The organism is Gemella cuniculi DSM 15828, assembly GCF_000425665.1.
GTDB classification, from domain to species: Bacteria; Bacillota; Bacilli; order Staphylococcales; family Gemellaceae; genus Gemella; species Gemella cuniculi.
Genome location: NZ_KE384431.1, coordinates 245,790 through 270,043, shown reverse-complemented (window position 1 = coordinate 270,043; position 24,254 = coordinate 245,790). Strand labels below are relative to the sequence as shown.

Here is a 24,254-nt window from a genome sequence, read left to right as displayed (position 1 = left end):
GAGGGTGAATAATATGTCAGAAAAAATTTATGACTTAATTATTATAGGAGCGGGACCAGCAGGAATGACAGCTTCTATCTATGCATCAAGAGCAAACTTATCAGTATTAATGGTAGAAAGAAAATATCCAGGTGGGCAAATGTTGGCTACCGAAGAAATAGAAAATTATACGGGATATGAGAAAGTGACTGGACCAGAATTATCAGAGAAAATGTTTGAGCATTCAAAAAAATTTGGAACAGAATTTGCTTTTGGAAACATAACAAAAATAGAAGTAAAAGATGATTTAAAATATATTACAGCAGGAAACAACGAATATGTAACAAAATCAATTATTATTGCAACTGGCTCTGAGCATAGAAATCTGAATATTCCAGGTGAAGAAGAATTTTCAGGAAAAGGTGTAAGTTATTGTGCAGTTTGTGATGGAGCATTTTTTAGAAATAAAGAAGTAGTGGTTATTGGTGGAGGAGATTCGGCAATAGAAGAAGCATTATATTTATCAAATTTAGTTAGTAAGGTAACTGTAGTTCATAGACGAAATGAATTACGTGCACAAAAGATTTTACAAACTAGAGCATTTGCTAAAGGAAATATTGAATTTATTTGGGATACCATTCCAGTGGAAATTAAAGGAGATAGAAAAATTTCTTCCATTATATTGAGAAATGTAAAAACCAACGAGGAAAGCACATTTGAAGCTGACGGTATATTTATTTATGTTGGAATGTTACCACAAACTTCTGATTTTACAGAATTAGGAATAACAAATAAAACAGGATACATACCAACAAATGAAAAACTTGAAACAAATATACCTGGAATATTTGCTGCTGGTGATGTAAGAGAAAAAGAAATTAGACAAGTGGTGACAGCAGCAGCAGATGGAGCTATTGCTGCTCAAAGTGCATATAGTTATATAGAAAATTTAAATTAAATATAAGGAGTTAGTCCAAAAATAAAATTTTTATTTTAAAGGATGAACTCCTTATTTTTTTGTTAATACGATTATAAATTAACAAGTAATAATAGTCTCAATCAAGAATTATTTTATTAGAATAGAGAAAAAATGCATAAATTTATAATTATATTGAGTTATAAAACATATTTATACATTGTGTTATGAAATATCAAAAAAGTAAAAAATGTAAATAATTATTTTTCAGCGAAATAATAAATAATATAAAATAAAAAAATTTGTATTTTAGAAAAATAAAATTTATAAAATCATGAAAAACTAATATTGTTATAAAAATAAATTGATATTTTTTAATAAAAAAAAATTATTTTATTTAAATATTATAAAGATTTTTATTATTAAATATAATCAATTTATGAAATAAAAAAACTGTTTTTCTGTATTCTTTTCTTTTAAAAAAAAATATATTTTTCCCTTTTGAATTCATGTGATTACTGTCAAAAAGCCTATAATAGAAGTATTTTAAAAAAACAAAATATTAAAATAAAAAGAAAATATTTTCAATAAAAATTTCACGAAAAAAACGCTTTCACAAAGTTGTGTTATATGTTATCATATAAGTACAAATAACAAGGAGGTAAGGGAAAATGATTATAGGAGTACCTAAAGAAATAAAAAATAACGAAAGCAGAGTTTCTGCAATACCAGGTGTTGTAGGTGAATTAGTTCACGATGGGCATACAGTTTATGTGGAAAAAGGGGCAGGTGTTGCTTCAGGTATTTCGGATGAGGAGTATGCAAAAGTAGGGGCTGTGTTACTAGATAATGCAGAAGATGTGTGGAATAAATCAGATTTAATTTATAAAGTTAAAGAACCTATTCCAGCAGAATATAAATATTTTAGAAAAGGTTTAATTGTTTATACATACTTACATTTAGCTGCAGATGCTGAGTTAACAAAAGCTATGGTGGATGCAGGTACTATTGGTATTGCCTTTGAAACAGTTAAAGTGGGACGCGGATTACCGTTATTAAGACCAATGAGTGAGATTGCTGGAAGAATGGCCATCCAAGAGGGAACAAGATTTTTATCTAAAGTACAAGGTGGTAAAGGAAAATTATTACAAGGTGTTCCAGGTGTTCAACCAGGTCATGTTGTAGTTATTGGAGCAGGTGTAGCAGGGACTGCAGCTGCTACTGCGGCAGCAGGATTGGGTGCACGCGTAACTATGTTAGATGTTAACTTAGATCGTTTGACAGAATTATCACATATCTTTGGTGGTAAAGTAGAAACAATTTATTCTAATAAATTAAATATAGCTAATGCTATTAAAACTGCAGATTTAGTAGTAAGTACTGTTTTAATACCAGGGGCAAAAGCACCAAAACTTGTTACTAAAGAAATGATTAAAGATATGCCTGATGGTGGTGTAATTGTCGACGTAGCTATTGACCAAGGTGGTACTACAGAATATACTGAAGGTCGTCCAACAAGTCATGACAATCCTATATTTGTAGAAGAAGGTGTATTACACTATTCAGTGGCAAATATTCCAGGTGCAGTAGCTGAAACAGCAACATATGCACTATGTAATGCAACAGCTAAATATGTAAAAGTAATTGCTAATCTAGGCGTTAAAGAAGCTGTAGCAAAATTCCCAGAATTAGAACCAGGGGTTAATGTTGCTAATGGAAAAGTAACTTTCAAAGCAGTTGCAGATGACTTAGGATATGAATTTGTACCTGTAGAAAAAGCATTGTAATTAAATAAGAAATAAAAACAGCAGAAGTGGAGAGGGGGGAGACTTTCCACTTCTATTTTTTAAAATTTTAACAAAAATATTATAATTTATAAAATAATAAAAAAATAAATTTTGTGATTTTATTGATAGTAAATTTTATTATTATTTTATAGTAAATACATAATAAATATGGTATAATAAAAAATTATCGCTATTGATAATTCTTAGAGTATTTTAGGAGGAAATTATGAGTGTATTTAGAAAAAAATCTATAGATTCCATTTTAGAAGATGCAAGTAAAAAAACTTTTAATCCTACTATGAAAACTATGGATTTGGTCTTGTTTGGAATAGGAGCTATTATTGGCTCGGGGATTTTGGTTTTAACAGGAAAGGCTTCATCAGAAGCAGGTCCAGCTGTAGTGTTTTCTTTCTTAATAGCAGGGTTAGCATGTTGCTTAGCAGCCTTATGTTATGCGGAATTAGCTTCAACGATTCCGTCTAGTGGTAGTACATATACTTACTTGTATGTTTCAGTTGGTGAAATTATTGCTTATTTAGTAGGTTGGGTACTGATAGGTGGATATGTTTTAACATCTGCAACAGTAGCAAACGGTTGGTCGAGTTATTTTTCAAGACTTTTAGCAGGTCTAGGATTAGAAATACCAACTAAATTTATGACATTACCAAATGCTGGTGGTTATGGAAATATGCCAGCGCTGTGTATAGTATTATTAATTACTTTTATTTTGTCCAAAGGTACATCTAGTAGTAAATTGGTAAATAATCTTATGGTTGCAGCAAAAGTGGGGATAGTTATCTTGTTTATTATTGTTGGAGCATTTTATGTTGAACCTACACACTGGACAAATAATTTTGCACCTACAGGATTTTCTGGAGTAATGTTAGCAGCCACAACAGTATTTTTTGCATATCTAGGTTTTGATGCTATTTCAACTTCAGCAGAAGAAACAATTAATCCAGAAAAGGCAATTCCTAGAGCAATAATTATAACTATGATTGTTTGTACAGCATTTTATATTTTAGTATGTTTAATCTTAACTGGTGTTGTTCCTTATACAGAATTAGGAACAGGTGATGCTTTGGCATACGTATTAGAAGCTGTAGGGCAAAATAAAGTTGCTGGTGTTGTTTCCCTCGGGGCGGTAATTGGACTTATGGCTGGTATTTTATCGTTTATGTATGCAGGAATAAGAATAACTTATACTGTTGCACGTGATGGTTTATTACCAAAACAACTAACAAAAGTAAATAAAAATAAAGTTCCTAGTGTTACTTGGGGAATTGGGATATTAACAGCAGTATTGGCAGGCTTTTTACCATTAGGTCAATTAGCTGATTTAGCTAATGTAGCTTCAATTATTTCATTTGCACTAGTAAGTTATACTACTATTGTATTTAATAAGAAATATCCAGATTTGAAACGAGGATTTAGAGTACCAGGGATGCCATACTTACCTATGATTTCAATAGTATTATTTGTAGCATTACTTTATAGTATAACATTAACAACATGGAAAATATTTATAGTATGGATTATAGTTGGATTGGTAATCTACTATGTATTTTCATACAAAAATAGTAAGCTGAAATAATTAAAATAAACCCATTTAAGAATCAAAAATTTTATTGTGGTTTGATATTAATATTTAAAACAAAAGATGATCGTATTATTCCAAATAACGAGAACTATATATAAGTGAGCTTACTTAGTTTGTTAAGAATAAAGTTTTACTGAGGATTTTCTCATAGACTGTATATACGATATAAAATTGAGTGGGAGTGACTTTAAAATTATGATTTCTTGAAGCAAGATTTTATAAAGTCACTTCCACTTTTTATATTTTAAGTTAGAAAAGACAAGATGAAGGTTAAAATTATAATTAACTACTTATAGGTGTTATTAGACTGACTCCATAAATTTCTTTTATTACTCTTAGCTTTATTTTGTGCATTTTTAAATTTTTTTAAATATCTTGTGTCAGGCTCTTTTACATATTTTATTTCCGCTAAACCTGCTAATAATAATTGTTCTTGAACGGATTTTCCATCAGCATATACGTAACAGAGAGCTCTATGGTATTTATCTTCTTTTTGATAAATATCAAATTCTATTTCAATATCTTTGGCTTCAGATAATATTTTTCCGTTTAGTTCACTGGCTTCTGGTCCATATTTTTGAACCTTCACCCCTCTTTTTACAGTTTCAGGCGTATCTACTAATAAGTATCTAATTTTTAGATCTTTTTTATTAAAATTTACAACTATTGTATCCCCATCTATCTTTTTAACAAAGTTTACTTTATATTTGGTGGTGTCCCCTTTTATTTTTACTCCATTTATTTCCACTACTTTATAGTTTGAAGTATAATCTTGTTTTATAATGAAAAAAATACTAAAAAAAATTATAGAAAAAATTCCTAGACATATAATAAAAACTTTTTTGTTCATAATTGCACTCTCCTCACTAATATTATTGTATCATGTTCTAATAGAAAAACAATATTTAGTTATTATTTTTTATATGGGTTAAAAGTTTTTTATATGTTGGAATAAGTTGATAAATATGTTATTATAATAGATGTTATAATTAAAATTGTATTTAGAAGGGCTAGTAATGTTGAAGATAATTATTAAAAATTTAGATGATACCAAGCGATTGGCAAGATTAGTTGCTAAGAGCGTTGATAAAAAACTTATACTTATGTTGAATGGTGATTTAGCTGCTGGGAAAACAACTTTTACTAAATATTTTGCAGAGTATCTAGGTGTTAAAAGTGTTGTTAATTCTCCTACTTTTAATATTATGAAGGAATATAAATTTGATAAAGGAAAGCTATATCATATTGATGCATATCGATTAGAAGGTAGTGATGAAGATCTCGGATTTGAGGATATTTTTTATGAAAATAATATTTGTGTAGTTGAATGGGGGGAGTTTATCAAAGAATTTTTACCCAAAGAAAAATTGGTTTTTAATATTTCAATTAATGGAGACGAGCGTGTTGTTGAAATTTCAGCGACAGATAGTTACAAAAACATTGAAGAAAGGATACAGGAAAATTGGTAAGTTTGGTTGTAGAGGCTTCAAACGGATTTCTTTCGCTTGCTTGTTTAGATGATAATCAAGTAATTTCTGAAAGAAATATTGAATGTAGTAATAATTTATCCGAAGTTATTTTGCAAGAAATAGTACTGTGTTTGAATGAAGCTGGAAAAAAAAAATCAGATCTTAAGGAAATTATTTCAAGTAGTGGTCCAGGTTCTTATACAGCGATAAGAGTTGTAGCTGCAGTGTGTAAAACTTTGGCATATACTCTTAAAATAAATTTAAAAATTATTTCAAGTTTAAAATTTCAAGCACTTTTGGAATATGAAAGTGAAAATTTGATTGTTCCACTTATTGATGCACGCCGTGGTTATGTTTTTAGTGCAGTTTATAAAAAAAATAAAAATGATTTTGTAGAAATTTTAAAAGAAGGATATTATTCATTGGAAGAGGTAAATAAATTTCTTTTAGATAGTGGAGAAAATGTAGTTTATGTCGGAAAAGATGTTTCAAAATTAAAAGAAAAACTTTTAGTAGGAGAGCAGTTTAGTTATAATAAAAATGATATTAGAGCAAAAAATGTTTTGAAAGTTTATGATAGTCTGAAAATTGTTGATAGTTATAATATGAAGCCACAATACTTAAGAAAAACAGAAGCGGAAAGAGGGTTAAAAAATGATTAAAATAAATAAAGTAGATGTTAATGATTTAGAAGTACTTTCTAAGATTGATATGGATAATTTTGAAGATGCTTGGACTAAAGAAATGTTTAAATCGGAACTTAAACACGAAAATTCTATATATTATGGGTTGTTTAATGATGGGGAGATAATTGGTTTTTGTGGTGGTTGGTTAGTAGCTGATGAATATCAAGTAAATAAAATTGTTATTGATAAACCTCACCAAAACAAGAAATTGGGACAAATATTTTTTACTTATGTTATGCAATTGTTAAAGACTCAAGGAGTAAAAAAAGCAATGGTTGAAGTGAGAATTAGCAATAGACCAGCGATAACAGTTTATGAAAAAGCAGGATTTGACACTATTGATGTAAGGAAAAATTATTATAAAAATAATGGTGAGAATGCATATGTTATGGTAAGGAATTTTAGTAATGAAAGATATTAATATACTAGCTATTGAAACTAGCTGTGATGAAACTAGTGTGGCTGTCGTTCGAAATGGGAAAGTGGTTCTTTCCAACATTGTAAGCAGTCAAATAGAAACGCACAAAAAATTTGGTGGTGTTGTTCCAGAGATTGCGAGTAGGCAACATATAGAAGTAGTAATTCAAATAGTGGAAGATGCATTAGAAGAATCAAAAATTTCTTTGAGTGATATAGATGCAATATGTGTAACTCAGGGACCGGGATTGATTGGTTCACTTTTGGTTGGCGTAAATGTTGCGAAAACTTTGAGTTATGTGTTAGATAAGCCACTTATTGCTGCACATCATATTGCAGGACATATATATGCCAGTAATATAGATAATGATATAGTTTATCCTTCCTTAGCACTTGTAGTTAGTGGAGGACATACAGAGTTAGTTTACTTAAAAGATGAACTTAATTTTGAAATCATAGGCTCGACCCACGATGATGCAGTAGGAGAAGCATATGATAAAGTAGCACGTCAGCTAGGTTTAGAATACCCAGGTGGACCTAAAGTAGATAAACTAGCTAAACTAGGTGAAGATAAATATAAATTTCCACGTGCTATGATTGACAGCGATGATTACAACTTTAGTTTTTCAGGAATGAAGTCAGCGGTAATTAATTTTGTTCATAATGCAAAACAACGAGGAGAAGAAATCATTCCAAAAAATTTAGCATGTAGCTTTCAAGCTGCGGTGGTAGAAATACTGCTAACTAAAACGAAAAAAGCTATTACTAATTTTGGAGTAAGGCAACTTATATTAGCTGGTGGAGTGGCAGGGAATAGTGAATTACGTTCTCAAATACTTGACTTAGAAGCAGAGTGCGGAATCGAAGTATTAATACCAAAGATGGACTATTGTAGTGATAATGCCGCTATGATGGGAGCAGTTGGGTACTATTACTACAAATATAAACTGTTTGCAGATCCATTAATACTTAATGCAAAATCAACATTAAACCTAGAAGAAGTTAGAGGGTAAAATCGTAAGTTTAGATGTTAAGAAAGATGAAATTGATTAATTTAAAAATATAAACTTCTGATAAAATTTTATTAATTATAACAGATGAGGGAAGTTGTTGATTTTTAAGTAACACTTTAGTGAAATTTTTTAGAAAGTCTAATAAATTATGTAGGGGATTACTAAAAGTCGTTTTTATGAAATTACGATTTTTGAGTTAACCCCTAATTTTATTTAAGTTACTTAATTATAAAATAGATTTAGTTTCAGTATTTTGAATTTAAGATATTTGTATATAGGAATATATCATAATTATTATGAAAATTAAAGTTAGATTTAGTTATATTGTGTTAGAAAAATATAAAAGGTAATAGTGTATGTTTATACTTTGAAAATTATGAGAATTACATAGTGATAGAAGCAAATTAATCTATTCATTTTATTATGCTAGTCAAGGTTATTTTTTTACTTTAAACGATATATGTGATCATGATATTTCTTAGAAAGTTAAGTTTGTGTTACATTATGCTGAAACTATGAGTTAATTGTTAGATTTTCATGTAGTAAAATGATGTAGAAGATATTATTGGATAACTTAAATAACAGTTATTTGAGGTTTAAGAATTTACGGAATAAAAAGCTAGCTAATTTATGGTTGTTGAAGTATTTTGACACTTTTTCATTTCTAAAAAACTAAGTTGTAGTACAAGTATTTTTGATTTTATTTGACCTTTGTTTGTGGTACAATATAGTAGATTAATATTAGGAGGCGATGTTATGGCAAATATATATTTAGATTATGCGGCAACATCAAGAAAGCATTTTGATATAGTAGATAAAAATTTAAATTTATTGAAAGAAATTTATGCTAATCCAAGTAGTAGCCATTCGCTTGGGAAAAAAAATGCTAAACTAGTAAAAGAAGCACGTTTAAAAATTTCTAACTCAATTAATGCTAATCCGGAAGAAATTATTTTTACATCTGGTGGAACTGAAAGTAATAATATGGTTTTTAATCATATATTAAATAGATTTGATGGCGGAGAAATTATTATTTCAACAATAGAACATTCGTCAGTTAAGGCAAGTGCTAGAAATTTAGAGAGGTATGGTTTTGTTATCCATGAACTTTCTACAAATAAATCAGGAACTATTGATTTAGAACAGTTAAAGCGAAAAATTAATGATAAAACTATTTTAATTTCAGTAATGTTGGCAAATAATGAAACAGGAGTAGTAAATCCAATTAAAGAAATTTCTAAAATTATTAATGGTAGGGATATTTTATTACATAGTGATATCGTTCAAGCATTTGCTAAGGTAAATATTGACGTAAAAGATTTAGGAGTGGATTTTTCCTCAGTATCAGCACATAAGATAGGAGCACTTAATAATTTTGGATTTTTATATGCGAAAAATGGTGATGTTGAACCTTTTATCTTAGGTGGAGGTCAAGAAAATGGATTAAGATCGGGGACTAGTGATCTTTTAGGGACTTTAGTTTTAGCTGATTGTATCGAGGAAACGATTATTTCCATTCCTAAATTAAGAAAATTAAAAAACTATTTTTTAGAACAATTAAAAAATAAAAATATTGAATTTGAAGTTAATGGCATGATTGAAAATTCTCTTCCTAATATTTTAAATATTTATTTTAAAAACATTGAAGCACAACGCTTAATTACATATCTTGATGCGAATAATATATACATATCCGGTGGTTCTGCGTGTAATTCTGGAAATATAAAAGGAAGTAGAATTATAAAAGAAATGTATGGCATAGATAGAGCGAGTCATTCTGTTAGAATTAGCATAGGATTTGATATTAATAAAGAAATGATTGATTTTGTGATTGATAAAATAGATAGTTTAGAAAATAGAATAAAAGAAAGGAACGAGTAATGAGCACAAAAAAAGTAGTAGTTGGAATGAGTGGAGGAGTTGACTCATCTGTTACAGCTTATCTTTTGAAACAACAAGGGTACGATGTAATTGGAGTTTTTATGAAAAATTGGGAAGAAAAAGATGATAAGGGTGTTTGTGTAGCAGAAAAAGATTATGAAGATGTAATAAAAGTATGCGAGCAGTTAGATATTCCATATTATTCAATAAATTTTGAAAAAGAATATTGGGATAAAGTGTTTACTTATTTCTTAGATGAGTATAAAAAAGGAAGAACACCAAATCCTGATATAATGTGCAATAAGGAAATTAAATTTAAAGTATTTTTAGACTATGCTGAGGATTTAGGAGCTGATTATGTAGCTACAGGACATTATGCTCGTGTTAAAGATGAGAATGGTCAAAGACTTCTTTTGCGTGGTGTAGATAATAATAAAGATCAAACTTACTTTTTATCACAATTAAAGCAGCATCAAATAGAAAATATTTTATTCCCAGTAGGTGAACTTGAGAAAAAAGAAGTTAGGAAGATTGCTGAAGAAGCAGGATTAGCTACAGCTAGAAAAAAAGATTCAACAGGAATTTGTTTTATAGGGGAGAAAAATTTCAGAGAATTTTTATCTCATTATCTTCCAGCCCAAAATGGAAAAATGGTTGATCTTGATGGAAATGTTAGAGGAGAACACGTTGGACTTATGCACTATACAATAGGACAACGTCATGGACTTGGAATTGGTGGTACTAAAGATACAGAAGGTGAAGCATGGTTTGCGTGCGGTAAAGATTTAGAAAATAATATTCTTTATGTATGTCAAGGATTTCATAATGAAAGATTATATTCAGATAGTTTATTAGCAAGTTCATTGTCATTTACTACTAAAGAACAACCACCGAAAAACTTCACATGTACTGCGAAGTTCAGATATCGTCAGTCAGATACGGAAGTTAAAGTAGAAGTATTAGAAGATGATAAAGTAAAGGTAATCTATAAAGAACCAGTAAGAGCGGTAACTCCAGGTCAAGCAGTTGTTTTTTATGATGGAGAAGTCTGTTTAGGTGGAGCAATTATAGATGAAGTTTACAAAAATGGGACTAAGTTACAAGTTTAAAAAAAGTTCGCTAGATAATATAAATCTAGTGAACTTTTTTTATTTGTTACATTGAAGTATTTTTTATATAATTATTTTCATTATTATACTATATTAAACAGATTCTATTACCATTTTTTTAACATTAGTGATATAATATAGCTGTAGGGAGGAGAGTAATTATGAAATTAAATAAAGAAGAAATTATTTTATTTGTTAAGCAAAATTTAAAAACTATAGTAGCTGCATTTATTTGTAGCATTTTGTTTGTTGTGATAGCAGTATATTATTTTAATATTAACAAAAATGAAGATTATAGTGATATAAATTTCACACAACAAAAAACAGAAACTAAAACTGTGGATAATGAAAATAGTGAAAAGGATGATAAAAATATTTTCGTTGATGTGAAAGGTGCAGTAAAAAATCCTGGAGTTTACGAAACGACAAAAGAAAAAAGAATAAAAGATATAATAGAGGAAGCAGGAGGTTTATTGGAAGATGCAGATACATCTAATATTAACCTCAGTCAAAAATTGAAAGATCAAATGGTTATTTATATCTTAAAAAAAGGTGAAAAATCTAAACAATTAGAAAGTAATCACTCAATGGAAAATAACAAAAATAACGATATTATAAATATAAATACTGCAAATAAAGAACAACTCATGAAAATATCTGGAGTTGGAAAAACAAAAGCAGAAGCAATAATAGAATATAGGGAAAAAAATGGAGATTTTAAGAAGAAAGAAGATATAACAAAAGTAAAAGGAATTGGAAAGTCTACTTTTGAGAAAATAAAAGAGAAGATAGAGGTATAGTTATGCAAAGGATTAGTTGGGACGAGTATTTTATGGCACAAAGTCATCTTTTGTCATTACGTTCTACTTGTAGTAGATTATCTGTTGGTGCGACAATAGTAAAAGATAAACGAATAATAGCAGGAGGGTACAATGGTTCCATAAAAGGTGATGAACACTGTATTGATGTTGGGTGTAAAGTTGTAGAGGGGCATTGTGTAAGGACTATCCATGCAGAAATAAATGCAATTCTTCAATGTTCAAAATTTGGAGTAGGAACAGAAGGTGCAACTATTTATGTAACTCATTTCCCATGTTTAAATTGTACAAAATCTATTATACAAGCAGGGATAAAAGAGATTTGTTATGCAAATGATTATAGAAATAACGAATATGCAAAAGAATTATTAGAAAAATCTGGCGTTGTAGTACGAAAAATAAAGTATGATGTCAATATGATAGTAGAACGGCTTTTGGATAAAAAATAATGTATTATCTACAATTAGCTTTACTAGCATTAGCAGCGATATTATTAAGTTATAATTTTATAATAGCTGTTTTATGCCTAACTATTTTTCTAATAATAGTTTTGAAAAATAAAAATTTAAATGCTAGGAAAACTATTTTTTGTCTAATAGTCTTCTTAGCTTTTTTTATTCGAGGAATGCATATTCAAAAAACAAATGTTAGCCATTTATCTAATATTGAGGAGGCACACGTTATATTAGAAGTTAATGATAGAGTAACAATAAATGGAAATTATATGAGAGGGGTAGCAAAATTAAACAAGGAAAAAATTTTATTTAATTACGTATTAAAAAATGAAGAAGAGAAAGAATATTTTAAAGAAAAATTTTCAGGAGGGAGAATTTTTGTAGTAGGTAACATAGTTAATATAACAGAAAAGAGAAATTTTTATTCATTTGATTATAAAAAATATAATGAAAATAAAAGAATTTTCAAACAAGTTAAAATAAATAATATAGAAAAAATAGAAAAAAATAAAACTTTAATATCTAAAATAAAATCTTTAAGAGGAGCAATAAGTGCAAAAATTAATAAAAATATTTCCTTTGATAAAAGTGGGTATATAGAAGCACTTTTATTTGGTGATAAATCATATTTACAAAATGATGAAATAAATAATTATAAAAATTTAGGTACAAGTCACCTATTGGCTATTTCAGGATTACATATTGGAGTTTTGATAGGGTTAGTTTATTTCATATTGAAAAAACTAAAAATAAGTATTGAGACAATAGACAAACTAATTTTTATTATTCTATCAATCTACATGTTTATAAGTGGATTAAGTCCATCAGTCTTAAGAGCTGGAGGAATGATTATGTTCTACGTGTTATTTAGAAAAAAAGATTTAAGTCGTTTGTCAGCACTACTTTTAACTTTTATGCTACTATTAATGATAAATCCACTATTTATATTTGATATAGGTTTTGAGCTATCGTTTTTTATTACATTTAGTCTATTGATGTCAAACAGTTATTTAAAAAGAGCTAAAAATAATGTACACAGTTATTTTAGAATAAGTTTAATATCAAGTCTAGCAAGTTTTCCAATTCTTATTGCTAATTTTTATACTTTTTCTTATATATCTGTGGTAAGTAATATAGTATTGGTTCCAATATTTAGTTTAATAATTTTTCCTTTAGTGATATTAAGTTATATAGTATTTTTATTTAGCTCATCATCTTTTAATTTTTTTTGTAGACCATTATTGAATTTTGCTTTTTATATTTTTGATAAAATGCAAGATATATTTTTAATATTTAGACCTATAATCATTGGGAAACATAATATTTATATTGATGTATTGTACTTTATATTAACACTTTTGTTAATAATTTATTTGAACAAAAATAATTTTAAATTCATATTTTATTATTCTGCGGCTTTGATTTTGATGATATGTGGTTCAAAATTAAATTATATAGACTATTTTGAAGAAATTAAAATAGGGAAAAGTAATATTTATTATGCAAGTGAGGGAAGAAAAAATTTATTAATAAATACTTCTAATAATGTTGATAATTTTTATACAGATTTTAGAAAAAAAGATACTGAATATGATATAATAAACGAATACACTTTACTTTTTAATTATGTGGGAAAAAGAAAAATAAATTATTTGTTATTAACTAGTGAAAAAAATTCAAAAATTGGCTATGCTAAAGAACTTATTGGTAAAGGTTTAGTAGAAAATGTGATAGTAATAGATCATATGGAAAAAAATTTGAAAGAGATAGTGGATTTAGCAAAATTCAAGCATGTGAAAATTAATATTCTAAAACAAAATAATAGATTTAATTTAGAAAATATTAAAGTTTATTATAATAAAAATGAAGTTAAAGTTAAAAATAAAGAAAAAGAATTTAAAATTGAGGTAGATAGTTAATGAAAAATATCTATGTAATCTATGGAGAAAATTTAGAAGGAATAAATGATTACGAAAAAAAAATAGCAAAAGAATATCTAAAAGAAATTGATGAGTTCAATTATGTAAAAATAAATATGAATGAAAATACAATAGAAACGCTTGTATATGAATGTAGAAGTAGTGGACTTTTTAGCAATAACAAAGTAATTGTTGCGGAAAATTGTAATTTTCTTTTGGCAAAACCTAAAAAAATAAAAGTTGAACATAATATAGATGTATTAAATTCATACTTAGAACATTTGAATGAAGAAGTTGTTCTTATATTAAAATTAGTAGAAAAAGTTGATAGTAGAAAAAGAATAGTAAAGAAATTGAAAGAACTTGGAGAAGTTAAGGAGTTTTCTAATTTTAATGATAAAGAAATTTCTGAATATATTGTTAATTTTATATCTGGACAAGGTTTAAAAATTGCTAAATCTGATGCACAGTTTTTAGTCAATTATACAAGATTAGATTTTGCAAACATAAAACGAGAATTAGAAAAATTGGTACTTTACTGTGGAAATAAAAAAGTAATAACAAAAGGGGATATAGAGCTACTAACAACTAGAAGTTTAGAATATGATGTTTTTAGTTTGACCAATGAACTTTTTGGGAAAAATTATTCAAAACTTAGAGAGGTTTATAATTCTTTAGTTTTAAAAAAAGAAGAGCCAATTTTTTTGTTATCATTAATAAGTGGACAGCTTAGGATTTATTATAAGGTAAAGGTACTTCTTAGTGAACATTATTCTCAAAAAGAAATAGCAAAAGCATTGAGTATTCATCCATATAGAGTTCAGTTAGCTACACAAGGTGTGTATAATTATAGTATAGAAAAAATTATGAAAACTTTAATTCTTGCTGCTGATTATGATAAATTGCTAAAATCATCATATATGGATAAATATTTGATTTTAGATTTATTTATAAATAAACTAATTGATGAACTTAGATGATATTAATATAAAAGATAAGGAGGCTTTATGGAAGAGAAAAGGAAATCTTTGATAAATATAGGAGCATTATTATTTTTGTTAAATGGTATTTTATATTTGACAGGAGAATTTATTGCTGCAATAGGAACAGGTTATTCATTAAAAGAAGTTTATTTAAAACATTTTATTAGTTCGTTAGGAGTATATCCACATTTGAAAGTGGATAGTGTACCTGATGGATTTTCTAAGTTAGCCATTGTTATGAATATAGATTTTATAGTAACAGGTGTTGTGTTTTTTATTGCATATTATCTTTTATTTTTTAAAAAGTTTGAAGAAAGAAAATTATTTCTAATAACTCCGATTTTATTTGCGATAGGTAGTGTTTTAGTTGGAATTTATCAAGGAGGGGTACCAAGTGAAGATGGATTACATGGACTTGGAGCAAGATTTTCATTTTTGGGTGGGAATTTTACGCTTTTAATTACAGGAATAAAATTAATAAAAAATAATAAGAGATATGCTATAGTGTCAATAGTCCTAGGAATAGTAGGGTTAGTAAGTGCAGGATTGATGAATAATGCACTGTCAAATAACATAGTAAATGTTGTAGCCATATATGAAAGATTTACGGTTTATCCTATAACTATATGGCAATTAGTAACAGGAGCAATATTTTTAAAGATCAAGAATTGAAAAGTAATAAATTACTTTAAACACTAAAAATGAAAATTAAAGAATTGTATAAGCAGATTATTTGAGATAATTAAATGTTAGTGTTAGAATTTAGGTAGATAAAATCAAGAAATGAAGAGTAAAGTAGCTTTTGTAGACTATTTTACTCTTTATTATTTTAACATTGATTTATTTATAGTATTTGAAGAAGATGATATAGTAATCTTAGTTATTTTATTTTGTTATAAATAAAAATTAGGAGAAAAATTATGAATACAGAAGAATACAGTGTTGAGAGAAAAAATACAAATTGTATAAAGTGTGATGAATTGAAAGAATGTATTGGCTATGTGGGCTGCTGATATGGAATTTAAAATACCAGAGTGTTTGTTTTTTAATGAACCTTTTAATACCTTCTAAAAAATTTGATAAATTTAAGATGATGGCAATTTTTTGTTTCGGAATCTTCTCCTCCTCTTCAAATTAAGAAAAGTACCAAGAGACTTACAGTCATCTAACACTTTTTTGAAAATTTTTGTTCGTATTTGACAGTGAGCTTATTAATTATCGTCTTTTTCTAAACCTTTTTTGATAAAACAAATAATTAAAATTATAAATGGTACAGTGAGTATATAAACAATTATATCAAAAAAATATTTAAATTTTTCATCCATAGCTTTTAAACCTAGAAACCTTGATTATAATATATATATCCCGTGAAGTGCACAAGAACAACGTGCGAAGTGTAAAAAAACTAGTGTAGGATCATATGGAGTAGTAGACGTAGGATACAAAGTTCCTTTGTATAGTTTTTCCATTGTGCCATTCTTGTATATATAATGATTTTGGTAGTATAGTCCATGGTGCACCGATTCTTGTTACATCTTTATAGATTCCGTAACTACCGCCCCCACCATCTGGAATAGATGGTCCATGTATAGCATATTCTGCAATCACATCACTATTTGTAATAGTTTTTATAATATTATCTTTAGCAAGAGTATTATTAGTAGTTAAAGGAATCATTAATAAGCTAGCAGAAAGAATAGTACCAATAATTTTTTTATTCATAAGATTATTTTCCTTTGTATTGTATCATATCTATCAAATATAAATCAATATTGAAAAACATATTTATTACTGCAATATTAAAAGAATTAAAACAAAATTTAAAGGACTCAGGCTTGTTGATTATAAGTCTAAATCCTTTTTATAAATTTTTTGCTTAATATTTTTAGGGTAAGTACACTTTTGGAATAGCCCCTTATTCTGTTATCTTTTTTATAATATTTTCTAATTTCATTGAACGACTTGCTTTGAATAAAATTACTTCGTTTATGTGAGTATTATTTATTAAATACTGGCTGACTTCATTAGTAGAAGAAAAGTGTATAGTTTTAATGTTTTTATTAGAAACATTATTTGTAATATTTTTTGCTAGATTTCCAACACTAATAATAAGATTAATATTTTTTGAGTTTTCGGAAATATACTTTCCAATTTCGCTATGATATTCGACTTCGTTTTTTCCAAGTTCAAACATATCACCTAAAACTACAGTTTTATATTCAAAGTCATTAAGATCGCTTATTACATCAATACTTGCTTTCATTGATGTTGGGCTTGCGTTGTAAGCATCGTTAATTATTAGTGAGTTTTCCTTGTAGGGAATACTTTCTAATCGCATATTAGTAATTTTAGAAATATTTTTAATTGATTCTAGGATTTTTTCATCATTAAATCCTATTTTTTTTGCAATAGCAACTGCAAACATAATATTAAATAAATTATGTTTGCCTTTTAAAACTGTTTGGAAAGGATGTTTGCTAATATTTAATTTAAAATCAATGTGATTTCTAGTAATATGATAGTTTTCTAAAATGATATCATTATGATTTTGTTCTCCACATGAAATCGTATTAATATTACAGTTGGTTACTAAATTTTTTAATAAAATTTCATCACCATTGAAAACAAAGAAACCATCTTTTTTCATACCATTTGTAATCTCAAATTTAGCCTTTGCAATACCTTCACGAGATTTAAAGAATTCTATGTGACTTTCTCCAATATTTGTAACGACTGTAAAATCAGGTTCTACTAATTTAGAAAGGTAATCTAATTGGCCAAAACCATCCGCGCCCATCTCAAGGACTAGTATTTCACTATCTTTAGGAGCAGTTAGAATAGTCAGTGGGACACCTAATTCATTATTAAAATTTCCTTGTGTTTTATGAACTTTATATTTAGTTTCTAGAATATCACTTATTATGTCTTTAGTCGTAGTTTTACCATTACTACCAGTAATAGCGATTATCTTAGCATTCAAAGAGTTAAGGTAATCTTTTGCTAGTGTTTGAATAGCTTGGTAACTGTCTTCTACGTAAATTATGTTATTATCAAGAACGAAGTCTTCTTTTAGACAAAGTGCAGCAGCAGCTCCCTTGTCAAAGGCACTTTGAATATAGTCATGCCCATCAACATTTTCTCCAAGAAATGGAATAAACAAATCACCATCCTGAACTTTTCTACTGTCAATAGCAACACCGGTAATGATTTTATTTTGGGTAATATTGATTTTTTTTGCATTTAATATTTTTTTTAAGTTTTGTACTAAATATTTCATATTTTTACCTATTCTTCTGTTAGTAAATTTTTTCGATCTTCGTATCTTTCTTTAGCAAGGTTAAATAGTTCTTCAATTATCTCAGGGTAACTTACATTCATATTTGCCCATAATGATGGGAACATAGAAAATGGTGTAAATCCTGGCATTGTGTTAACTTCGTTAATAAAGATTTCTCCTTTTTTAGTGTAAAAGAAATCAGCACGCACTAACCCAGAACCACTAATTGCACGAAATGCGCGAGCAGCCATCTCTCTAAATATAGGGTAAAGAGTAGTATCTATTGGAGCAGGAATATCCATCCTTGATTGTCCATCTGTATATTTAGTCTCATAGTCATAAAATTCTGTAGTTGAAATATTGACTATTTCTCCAGGATTAGTTGTTTTAATTTCATTATATCCCAAAACTGCAACTTCGATTTCTTTAGCATTAATTGCTCCTTGTTCTACAACGATTTTTTTATCGAATTTTAACGCTTCTTCTATTCCATTAATAAGCTCTGCTTCATTGTTACAACGGCTAATCCCTACAGATGAACCTAAGTTTGCTGGTTTAACGAAAACTGGGTATTCAAGGGTAGAATTAATATTTTTTATAATTTTTTCCTTATTATTTTTCCATGAATACTCAATAAAATGTGAGTATGGTAATTGTGGAAGATCGTAAGCAGCAAAGAGTTGCTTCATTACGACTTTATCCATTCCAGTTGCACTTGATAGAACATTATTACCAACATAAGCAATATCCATAATTTCCAACAAACCTTGAATTGTTCCATCTTCACCATTAGGACCATGAAGAACAGGGAAAACAATATCAAATTTTTTCCCTTCCTCAAATAGTAATCCACTAATATCATTATCGAAGTTAGAGAATACTAATTCCTTTTGATCCTTAACTTCGCTAGTTATTTTTTCTCCTTTTGCCCAAGCTCCATTTAAAGAAATAAAAATTGGGAATACGTTATACTTTTCCTTATCTATTGCATTAATAATTGATTTAGCAGTAAGAAGTGATACTGAATGCTCAGCACTTTTACCACCATAAATGATTCCAATATTTTCTTTTACCATTTTAAAATCTCCTAAAATAAAAAATGAGGACGTTTTAACGTCCTCATAATTATACCATAAATTTTAAAAGTATAGTAGTTTAACAATTTAAATGTTGATAATAAACTATATTTTGTATTTTTCTTTTAGTTCAAAAATAGTATCACGTAGTTTTGCAGCTTTTTCAAAATCAAATTTTTCAGCAGCAGTAAACATTTCTTGTTCAAGTTTAGCTAAGTGTTCCTCAATATTATCATCTATAATTTGATCAATTTTTTCAAAATTAAGAATCTCTTCAGAAACGATTTCTTTCTTAGCACTAATGGAATCACGAATATCTTTAACGATGGTTTTTGGAGTAATATTATGTTTTTCGTTGTATGCTATTTGAATTTCACGACGACGATTAGTTTCATCGATAGCTTTTTTCATACTTTTAGTTATATTGTCAGCGTACATAATAACTCGACCATCAGCATTACGTGCAGCACGTCCAATAGTCTGTAGTAGAGCTTTATCACCACGTAAAAATCCTTCTTTGTCCGCATCTAAAATAGCAACAAGAGAAACTTCAGGGATATCCAATCCTTCACGAAGTAAGTTAATTCCAATTAAAATATCAAATTTTCCAAGACGAAGATCTCTAATGATTTCTGTTCTCTCTAAAGTTTTAATATCAGAGTGTAAATATTCTACCTTTAGTCCGTTTTCTTTCAGATAGGATGTAAGAGCTTCTGCCATTTTTTTTGTCAGAGTAGTTACTAAAATTCTATTACCCTTTTCAATAATTTTTTGAGCCTCTCTAGTTAAGTCAAATACTTGATCACTGACTGGACGTAATTCAATAATAGGATCTAACAATCCAGTAGGGCGAATAATTTGTTCAGTAATTTTTGTACTGTGTTCTAATTCATAGTCACCAGGCGTAGCTGATACAAAAATAGCTTGATTAAGTTTATTCTCAAATTCAGCATAATTTAGAGGTCTATTATCAAGAGCAGTAGGTAATCTAAAACCATAATCTACCAAAACTTGTTTACGTGCTCTATCTCCATTGAACATACCACGAACTTGAGGTAGTGTAACATGTGATTCATCTACGACTAATAACCAATCTTTAGGAAAATAATCTAAAAGAGTATAAGGTGTAGAACCTGGTTCACGTAGTGTTAAATGAAGAGAATAGTTTTCAATACCAGAGCAAAAGCCCATTTCCTCCATCATTTCAAGATCATAATTGGTTCTTTGTTCAAGGCGTTGTGCTTCTAAAAGTTTATTTTCCATATTTAAAACTTTCAGTCTTTCTTCCAATTCTTTTCTAATTCGTTTAATAGCTTCTTTAGTTTTCTCTTCACCAGCTACGAAATGACTGGCTGGATAAATAGAGATATGTTCAAGATCATAAAGAACTTCACCAGTTAAAGAATTAATTTCACGAATACGATCTATTTCATCACCGAACATTTCTATACGGATAGAGTTTTCGCTTCGTGATGCAGGAAAAATTTCTATAACATCACCACGAACTCTAAAAGTACCACGTGTAAATTCAATATCATTGCGCATATATTGAATGCTAATAAGTTTTTCTAAAATTTTGTTTCGACTAATTTCATCACCAACTCTAAGTGAAAGTACTAAAGAAGAATATTCCTCAGGAGATCCAAGACCATAAATGCAGCTGACGCTAGAAACGATAATAACATCATCACGTTCAAATAATGAAGATGTAGCACTGTGACGAAGTTTGTCGATTTCATCATTAACTGATGAATCTTTTTCAATGTAAGTATCTGTAGATGGAACATATGCTTCTGGTTGGAAATAGTCATAGTAAGAAACGAAGTATTCAACACGATTATTAGGAAAAAATTCTTTTAATTCATTATATAGTTGACCTGCGAGTGTTTTATTATGTGCAAGAACTAGAGTGGGTTTTCCTACATTTTTAATAATATTAGCTATAGTAAAAGTTTTTCCTGTACCAGTAGCACCAAGTAATGTTTGGTATCTTTCGTTATTGTTAAGTCCATCAGTAAGATCACAAATAGCATTTATTTGATCACCTTTTGGAGCATACTTACTTTGAAGATCAAAATCAATATGTTGTCTATTAATTTCCAATTAACTCACCCCGTTTATAAATTTATATTTAACAATATAATTTATAAAATAAAATTTAACGTTACTAGAAAGTTTAATTTACTTTTAATAATTATTATATTGTTAAATATAGTTACTATATAATTATATACTAGAATTAATATAAGTAAAAGTAGTTTGTCCATTAAGAAAATCAATTTCAAATAAAATATGTAACTCTTGAATAAACATCTAATATAAATTATAATGTAAAAATGTTAAATATAAAAATTTCGTTTGTATGAAAAGGAGAGGAGAATTTTGAAAAAGAAAAAAAGTACATTATTAAAACTTATGTTTCTAATGATGACTTTAGTAATAATTTCACTGTTGGTAACAACAATCTTCATGAGATATTACATAAAGACGAGAGAAGATGAAATAATAAGAGAAAAAATTCAATCAACAGCCAGATTGATAGCCAATAATAGTGATGTAAAAAAAGTTGTAGAAAAAAGAGAAAATAACGAATTATTCCAAAATTATGTTAATAATGCAATGAAAGAAACAGGAACTGATTTTATTGTAGTAATGGATAAAGATTTTATTAGGTATTCACATCCAACTACAGATCTTATAGGAAAAAAATTCTCTAATTTGAAAGATGCTGGAGAAACATTCACAACTGGGGAACATTATAGTAGAGAAACAGGAACTTTAGGAGAAGGTGTGAGATTTTTTACAGTTATAAAGGATGATTATGGCAATAATATTGGGGTAGTGTGTGTTGGATATACAAAACGAACAGTAGAAAGTCAACTTTTGAAAGTGCAATGTAATTTATTTATATCATTATTTATAGGATTAGGGGTAGCAATATTTCTAGCAACTGTATTCAATAAGCAATTAAAGAAAATATTATTAAATAGAGAACCAGAAGAAATAGCACAATCATTTATAGAAAAAGAATTGATTTCGGATCATGTGTCAGAAGGTATAATAGGAATAGATCTTAATAAAAAAATAATAGTTATAAATAGTAGTGCGAATAATTTGTTAAAAAAAGCAAAGTTCCATTTCAAACTAGAAATGGAAAAAACCTTGGATGAAGATATATATGAGTTGTTATTTAAGAATATTTTAGAAGATCAAAAATCAGTTTTAGACGAGCAGATAATTTTAAATAATGTAGATGTGTTACTAAATAAAAATCCAATATATTACAATGGAAAACTATATGGAGCGGTAGTTACACTTCGTGATCAATCAGAGATGAAGCAACTTATAACAGAATTGAGTGGAACAGAAAAATATAATGATAGTTTAAGGGAACAAAGTCATCATTTTATGAATAAACTTCATGTTTTACAGGGATTAATCGAGTTAAAATCATATGATGATGTTGAAAAATATATAACATATTTGAAAGATGACTATCATGAAAAAATAGGTCATATAACAGAAAATATAAAAGTTCCCTCAATAGCAGGTTTTTTATTAGCTAAATCTAGAGAAGCAAAAAAGAAAAATATAAAACTGGTAGTAGATAATGATTCAATAATTTATCAACAGCGAGGTTTGGAAAATATATTTAATGAGTTATTGATAATATTAGGAGTGTTAGTAGATAATTCAGTAGATGCTTTGGAAAAAAGAGAGAATAGAAAAATTATAGTTTACTTATTTTTAAATTTAGATGAAAAAGTATTACTTTGTAGTGTTGAGGATAATGGTGAGGGGATTAGTAAAGAAAATAAAAATAATATTTTTAAAAGAGGATATTCTACCAAAGGTATTAATAGAGGGTATGGTTTAGAAGCGGTTGAGACAATAGTGACTAAATACGATGGACTTATTAATGTAGAAAGTGAAGAAGAAAAAGGTACAAAAATAACGATAGAAATTCCGATTTAGGAGGATAAGAAATTATGAAAGTTTTAATAATAGAAGATGATCCAATGGTTGCGATGATTCACCAAGAATATTTTAAAAGAAAAGAACTTGATTATAAGGTAGATCATGTATTTTCATTAAGAGATAGCGAAGAATATTTAAAAAAAAATATCCCAGATTTAATAGTTTTAGATAATTATTTATCGGATGGACAAGGAGTAAATTTCATTCCAAAATTGAAAGGATATCCTATTGTAATGATAACTGCAGCTAATGATATTCAAACAGTTGAAGTTGCTTTAACAAATGGTGTAATAGATTATTTAGTGAAACCTTTCACTTATGAAAGATTTTCACAAGCAATAGACAAAGCGAAAGATTTTTTATCACTCTTATCAAAGAATAAAGTAAGTCAAGCTATGTTGGATGAATATTTAAATTCTTCAAAAGACAAAGAAAATACGGAAGAATTACCAAAGGGATTGTCAAAAATAACTTTGAAGAAAATAATCGATAGTATATTAAAAAGAAAAGAAAATTTTACAACTCAACAAATTGCAGAAGAAATTGAAATATCAAGAATAACTATAAGGAAATATTTAAATTACTTAGTTAATATTGGTATTTTAAGTGAAGATGCAGAATATTATACATCAGGTAGACCTGTATCAGTTTTTAATGTTGTTTCAAAAAATAAAATACAAGAATTGATATAACTGTACTATAAAATTTAAAATATCTGTTCTTTATTTTTTAATAATATTACTCAAATATAATACATAAAATAAATAGCTTTATGTATATAAATATAAGAAAGTGAAAATAGTTTATTTAAGTAAAAAAGCTTGAATAAACTATTTTTGTTGTCTATTTACATTATTTACATAAGTTATAATACTTTAATAATATTGGAAT

Annotated in this window: 21 protein-coding genes; 16 read left to right on the top strand and 5 right to left on the bottom strand. The window is 27.8% G+C overall.

Annotation, left to right across the window (positions count from 1 at the left end):
- Nucleotides 1-13: 13 nt before the first annotated feature.
- The 3 genes from trxB to H612_RS0105935 all read left to right on the top strand — a co-directional run bounded on the left by trxB (nucleotide 14) and on the right by H612_RS0105935 (nucleotide 4,276).
- Nucleotides 14-937 (top strand): thioredoxin-disulfide reductase, encoded by a 924-nt coding sequence (gene trxB / locus H612_RS0105945; RefSeq protein ID WP_027130608.1) that lies wholly within the window; start codon nucleotides 14-16, stop codon nucleotides 935-937.
- Between the two features lie 629 nt (nucleotides 938-1,566).
- A complete protein-coding gene (ald, locus tag H612_RS0105940) occupies nucleotides 1,567-2,682 on the top strand; it encodes an alanine dehydrogenase (protein WP_027130607.1) in 1,116 nt (371 codons plus the stop codon).
- Between the two features lie 226 nt (nucleotides 2,683-2,908).
- Nucleotides 2,909-4,276 carry an amino acid permease gene (locus H612_RS0105935; RefSeq protein WP_035500383.1) on the top strand — a complete coding sequence of 456 codons (1,368 nt, stop codon included), beginning with the start codon at nucleotides 2,909-2,911 and terminating at the stop codon, nucleotides 4,274-4,276.
- Between the two features lie 292 nt (nucleotides 4,277-4,568).
- Here the strand turns inward: H612_RS0105935 and H612_RS0105930 are convergent, their stop codons facing one another.
- Nucleotides 4,569-5,132 carry a thermonuclease family protein gene (locus H612_RS0105930; protein WP_027130605.1) on the bottom strand — a complete coding sequence of 188 codons (564 nt, stop codon included), beginning with the start codon at nucleotides 5,130-5,132 and terminating at the stop codon, nucleotides 4,569-4,571.
- 166 nt (nucleotides 5,133-5,298) lie between these two features.
- Between H612_RS0105930 and tsaE the strand changes: the two genes are divergently transcribed.
- The 11 genes from tsaE to H612_RS0105875 all read left to right on the top strand — a co-directional run bounded on the left by tsaE (nucleotide 5,299) and on the right by H612_RS0105875 (nucleotide 15,704).
- Nucleotides 5,299-5,751, top strand: a complete 453-nt coding sequence (gene tsaE, locus H612_RS0105925) for a tRNA (adenosine(37)-N6)-threonylcarbamoyltransferase complex ATPase subunit type 1 TsaE (RefSeq protein WP_027130604.1) — start codon at nucleotides 5,299-5,301, stop codon at nucleotides 5,749-5,751.
- On the top strand, nucleotides 5,745-6,413 hold the full coding sequence (gene tsaB / locus H612_RS0105920; protein ID WP_027130603.1) for a tRNA (adenosine(37)-N6)-threonylcarbamoyltransferase complex dimerization subunit type 1 TsaB: 669 nt from the start codon (nucleotides 5,745-5,747) through the stop codon (nucleotides 6,411-6,413). The genes tsaE and tsaB overlap by 7 nt, the downstream gene beginning before the upstream one ends.
- A complete protein-coding gene (gene rimI / locus H612_RS0105915; protein ID WP_027130602.1) occupies nucleotides 6,406-6,858 on the top strand; it encodes a ribosomal protein S18-alanine N-acetyltransferase in 453 nt (150 codons plus the stop codon). Before tsaB ends, rimI begins: the two co-directional genes overlap by 8 nt.
- Nucleotides 6,845-7,867 (top strand): tRNA (adenosine(37)-N6)-threonylcarbamoyltransferase complex transferase subunit TsaD, encoded by a 1,023-nt coding sequence (gene tsaD / locus H612_RS0105910; RefSeq protein WP_027130601.1) that lies wholly within the window; start codon nucleotides 6,845-6,847, stop codon nucleotides 7,865-7,867. The genes rimI and tsaD overlap by 14 nt, the downstream gene beginning before the upstream one ends.
- Nucleotides 7,868-8,623: 756 nt before the next feature.
- On the top strand, nucleotides 8,624-9,748 hold the full coding sequence (locus H612_RS0105905) for a cysteine desulfurase family protein (protein WP_027130600.1): 1,125 nt from the start codon (nucleotides 8,624-8,626) through the stop codon (nucleotides 9,746-9,748).
- Nucleotides 9,748-10,857 (top strand): tRNA 2-thiouridine(34) synthase MnmA, encoded by a 1,110-nt coding sequence (gene mnmA / locus H612_RS0105900; protein ID WP_027130599.1) that lies wholly within the window; start codon nucleotides 9,748-9,750, stop codon nucleotides 10,855-10,857. Before H612_RS0105905 ends, mnmA begins: the two co-directional genes overlap by 1 nt.
- Nucleotides 10,858-11,018: 161 nt before the next feature.
- Nucleotides 11,019-11,657, top strand: coding sequence for a helix-hairpin-helix domain-containing protein (locus H612_RS0105895; RefSeq protein WP_027130598.1), 639 nt, complete (start codon nucleotides 11,019-11,021; stop codon nucleotides 11,655-11,657).
- 2 nt (nucleotides 11,658-11,659) lie between these two features.
- Nucleotides 11,660-12,124 (top strand): ComE operon protein 2, encoded by a 465-nt coding sequence (locus H612_RS0105890; protein ID WP_027130597.1) that lies wholly within the window; start codon nucleotides 11,660-11,662, stop codon nucleotides 12,122-12,124.
- The gene (locus H612_RS0105885) at nucleotides 12,124-14,049 is read left to right on the top strand and encodes a ComEC/Rec2 family competence protein (protein ID WP_027130596.1); all 1,926 of its coding nucleotides are present in this window, start codon (nucleotides 12,124-12,126) and stop codon (nucleotides 14,047-14,049) included. The genes H612_RS0105890 and H612_RS0105885 overlap by 1 nt, the downstream gene beginning before the upstream one ends.
- On the top strand, nucleotides 14,049-15,029 hold the full coding sequence (holA, locus tag H612_RS0105880) for a DNA polymerase III subunit delta (protein ID WP_027130595.1): 981 nt from the start codon (nucleotides 14,049-14,051) through the stop codon (nucleotides 15,027-15,029). Before H612_RS0105885 ends, holA begins: the two co-directional genes overlap by 1 nt.
- A gap of 27 nt (nucleotides 15,030-15,056) precedes the next feature.
- Nucleotides 15,057-15,704, top strand: coding sequence for a DUF998 domain-containing protein (locus H612_RS0105875; protein WP_027130594.1), 648 nt, complete (start codon nucleotides 15,057-15,059; stop codon nucleotides 15,702-15,704).
- Nucleotides 15,705-16,448: 744 nt separating this feature from the next.
- Here H612_RS0105875 and H612_RS0105865 read toward each other — a convergent pair.
- The 4 genes from H612_RS0105865 to uvrB form a co-directional block, all read right to left on the bottom strand.
- On the bottom strand, nucleotides 16,449-16,754 hold the full coding sequence (locus tag H612_RS0105865; protein ID WP_027130593.1) for a hypothetical protein: 306 nt from the start codon (nucleotides 16,752-16,754) through the stop codon (nucleotides 16,449-16,451).
- 193 nt (nucleotides 16,755-16,947) lie between these two features.
- Nucleotides 16,948-18,309, bottom strand: a complete 1,362-nt coding sequence (locus tag H612_RS0105860; RefSeq protein ID WP_035500381.1) for a UDP-N-acetylmuramoyl-tripeptide--D-alanyl-D-alanine ligase — start codon at nucleotides 18,307-18,309, stop codon at nucleotides 16,948-16,950.
- A gap of 8 nt (nucleotides 18,310-18,317) precedes the next feature.
- Nucleotides 18,318-19,385, bottom strand: a complete 1,068-nt coding sequence (locus H612_RS0105855; RefSeq protein WP_027130591.1) for a D-alanine--D-alanine ligase — start codon at nucleotides 19,383-19,385, stop codon at nucleotides 18,318-18,320.
- A gap of 105 nt (nucleotides 19,386-19,490) precedes the next feature.
- On the bottom strand, nucleotides 19,491-21,488 hold the full coding sequence (gene uvrB / locus H612_RS0105850; protein WP_027130590.1) for an excinuclease ABC subunit UvrB: 1,998 nt from the start codon (nucleotides 21,486-21,488) through the stop codon (nucleotides 19,491-19,493).
- Between the two features lie 279 nt (nucleotides 21,489-21,767).
- Here uvrB and H612_RS0105845 point away from each other — a divergent pair, with 279 nt between their 5' ends.
- Nucleotides 21,768-23,360 carry an ATP-binding protein gene (locus H612_RS0105845; RefSeq protein ID WP_027130589.1) on the top strand — a complete coding sequence of 531 codons (1,593 nt, stop codon included), beginning with the start codon at nucleotides 21,768-21,770 and terminating at the stop codon, nucleotides 23,358-23,360.
- Nucleotides 23,361-23,374: 14 nt separating this feature from the next.
- Nucleotides 23,375-24,055, top strand: coding sequence for a response regulator (locus tag H612_RS0105840; protein WP_027130588.1), 681 nt, complete (start codon nucleotides 23,375-23,377; stop codon nucleotides 24,053-24,055).
- Nucleotides 24,056-24,254 lie beyond the last annotated feature (199 nt).

What these genes read in the sequence shown, in the direction of transcription:
- trxB (WP_027130608.1), top strand. Translation starts at nt 14, where the DNA reads ATGTCAGAAAAAATTTATGACTTAATTATTATAGGAGCGGGACCAGCA.
- ald (WP_027130607.1), top strand. Translation starts at nt 1,567, where the DNA reads ATGATTATAGGAGTACCTAAAGAAATAAAAAATAACGAAAGCAGAGTT.
- H612_RS0105935 (WP_035500383.1), top strand. Translation starts at nt 2,909, where the DNA reads ATGAGTGTATTTAGAAAAAAATCTATAGATTCCATTTTAGAAGATGCA.
- H612_RS0105930 (WP_027130605.1), bottom strand. Translation starts at nt 5,132, where the DNA reads ATGAACAAAAAAGTTTTTATTATATGTCTAGGAATTTTTTCTATAATT.
- tsaE (WP_027130604.1), top strand. Translation starts at nt 5,299, where the DNA reads ATGTTGAAGATAATTATTAAAAATTTAGATGATACCAAGCGATTGGCA.
- rimI (WP_027130602.1), top strand. Translation starts at nt 6,406, where the DNA reads ATGATTAAAATAAATAAAGTAGATGTTAATGATTTAGAAGTACTTTCT.
- tsaD (WP_027130601.1), top strand. Translation starts at nt 6,845, where the DNA reads ATGAAAGATATTAATATACTAGCTATTGAAACTAGCTGTGATGAAACT.
- H612_RS0105905 (WP_027130600.1), top strand. Translation starts at nt 8,624, where the DNA reads ATGGCAAATATATATTTAGATTATGCGGCAACATCAAGAAAGCATTTT.
- mnmA (WP_027130599.1), top strand. Translation starts at nt 9,748, where the DNA reads ATGAGCACAAAAAAAGTAGTAGTTGGAATGAGTGGAGGAGTTGACTCA.
- H612_RS0105895 (WP_027130598.1), top strand. Translation starts at nt 11,019, where the DNA reads ATGAAATTAAATAAAGAAGAAATTATTTTATTTGTTAAGCAAAATTTA.
- H612_RS0105890 (WP_027130597.1), top strand. Translation starts at nt 11,660, where the DNA reads ATGCAAAGGATTAGTTGGGACGAGTATTTTATGGCACAAAGTCATCTT.
- H612_RS0105885 (WP_027130596.1), top strand. Translation starts at nt 12,124, where the DNA reads ATGTATTATCTACAATTAGCTTTACTAGCATTAGCAGCGATATTATTA.
- holA (WP_027130595.1), top strand. Translation starts at nt 14,049, where the DNA reads ATGAAAAATATCTATGTAATCTATGGAGAAAATTTAGAAGGAATAAAT.
- H612_RS0105875 (WP_027130594.1), top strand. Translation starts at nt 15,057, where the DNA reads ATGGAAGAGAAAAGGAAATCTTTGATAAATATAGGAGCATTATTATTT.
- H612_RS0105865 (WP_027130593.1), bottom strand. Translation starts at nt 16,754, where the DNA reads ATGAATAAAAAAATTATTGGTACTATTCTTTCTGCTAGCTTATTAATG.
- H612_RS0105860 (WP_035500381.1), bottom strand. Translation starts at nt 18,309, where the DNA reads ATGAAATATTTAGTACAAAACTTAAAAAAAATATTAAATGCAAAAAAA.
- H612_RS0105855 (WP_027130591.1), bottom strand. Translation starts at nt 19,385, where the DNA reads ATGGTAAAAGAAAATATTGGAATCATTTATGGTGGTAAAAGTGCTGAG.
- H612_RS0105840 (WP_027130588.1), top strand. Translation starts at nt 23,375, where the DNA reads ATGAAAGTTTTAATAATAGAAGATGATCCAATGGTTGCGATGATTCAC.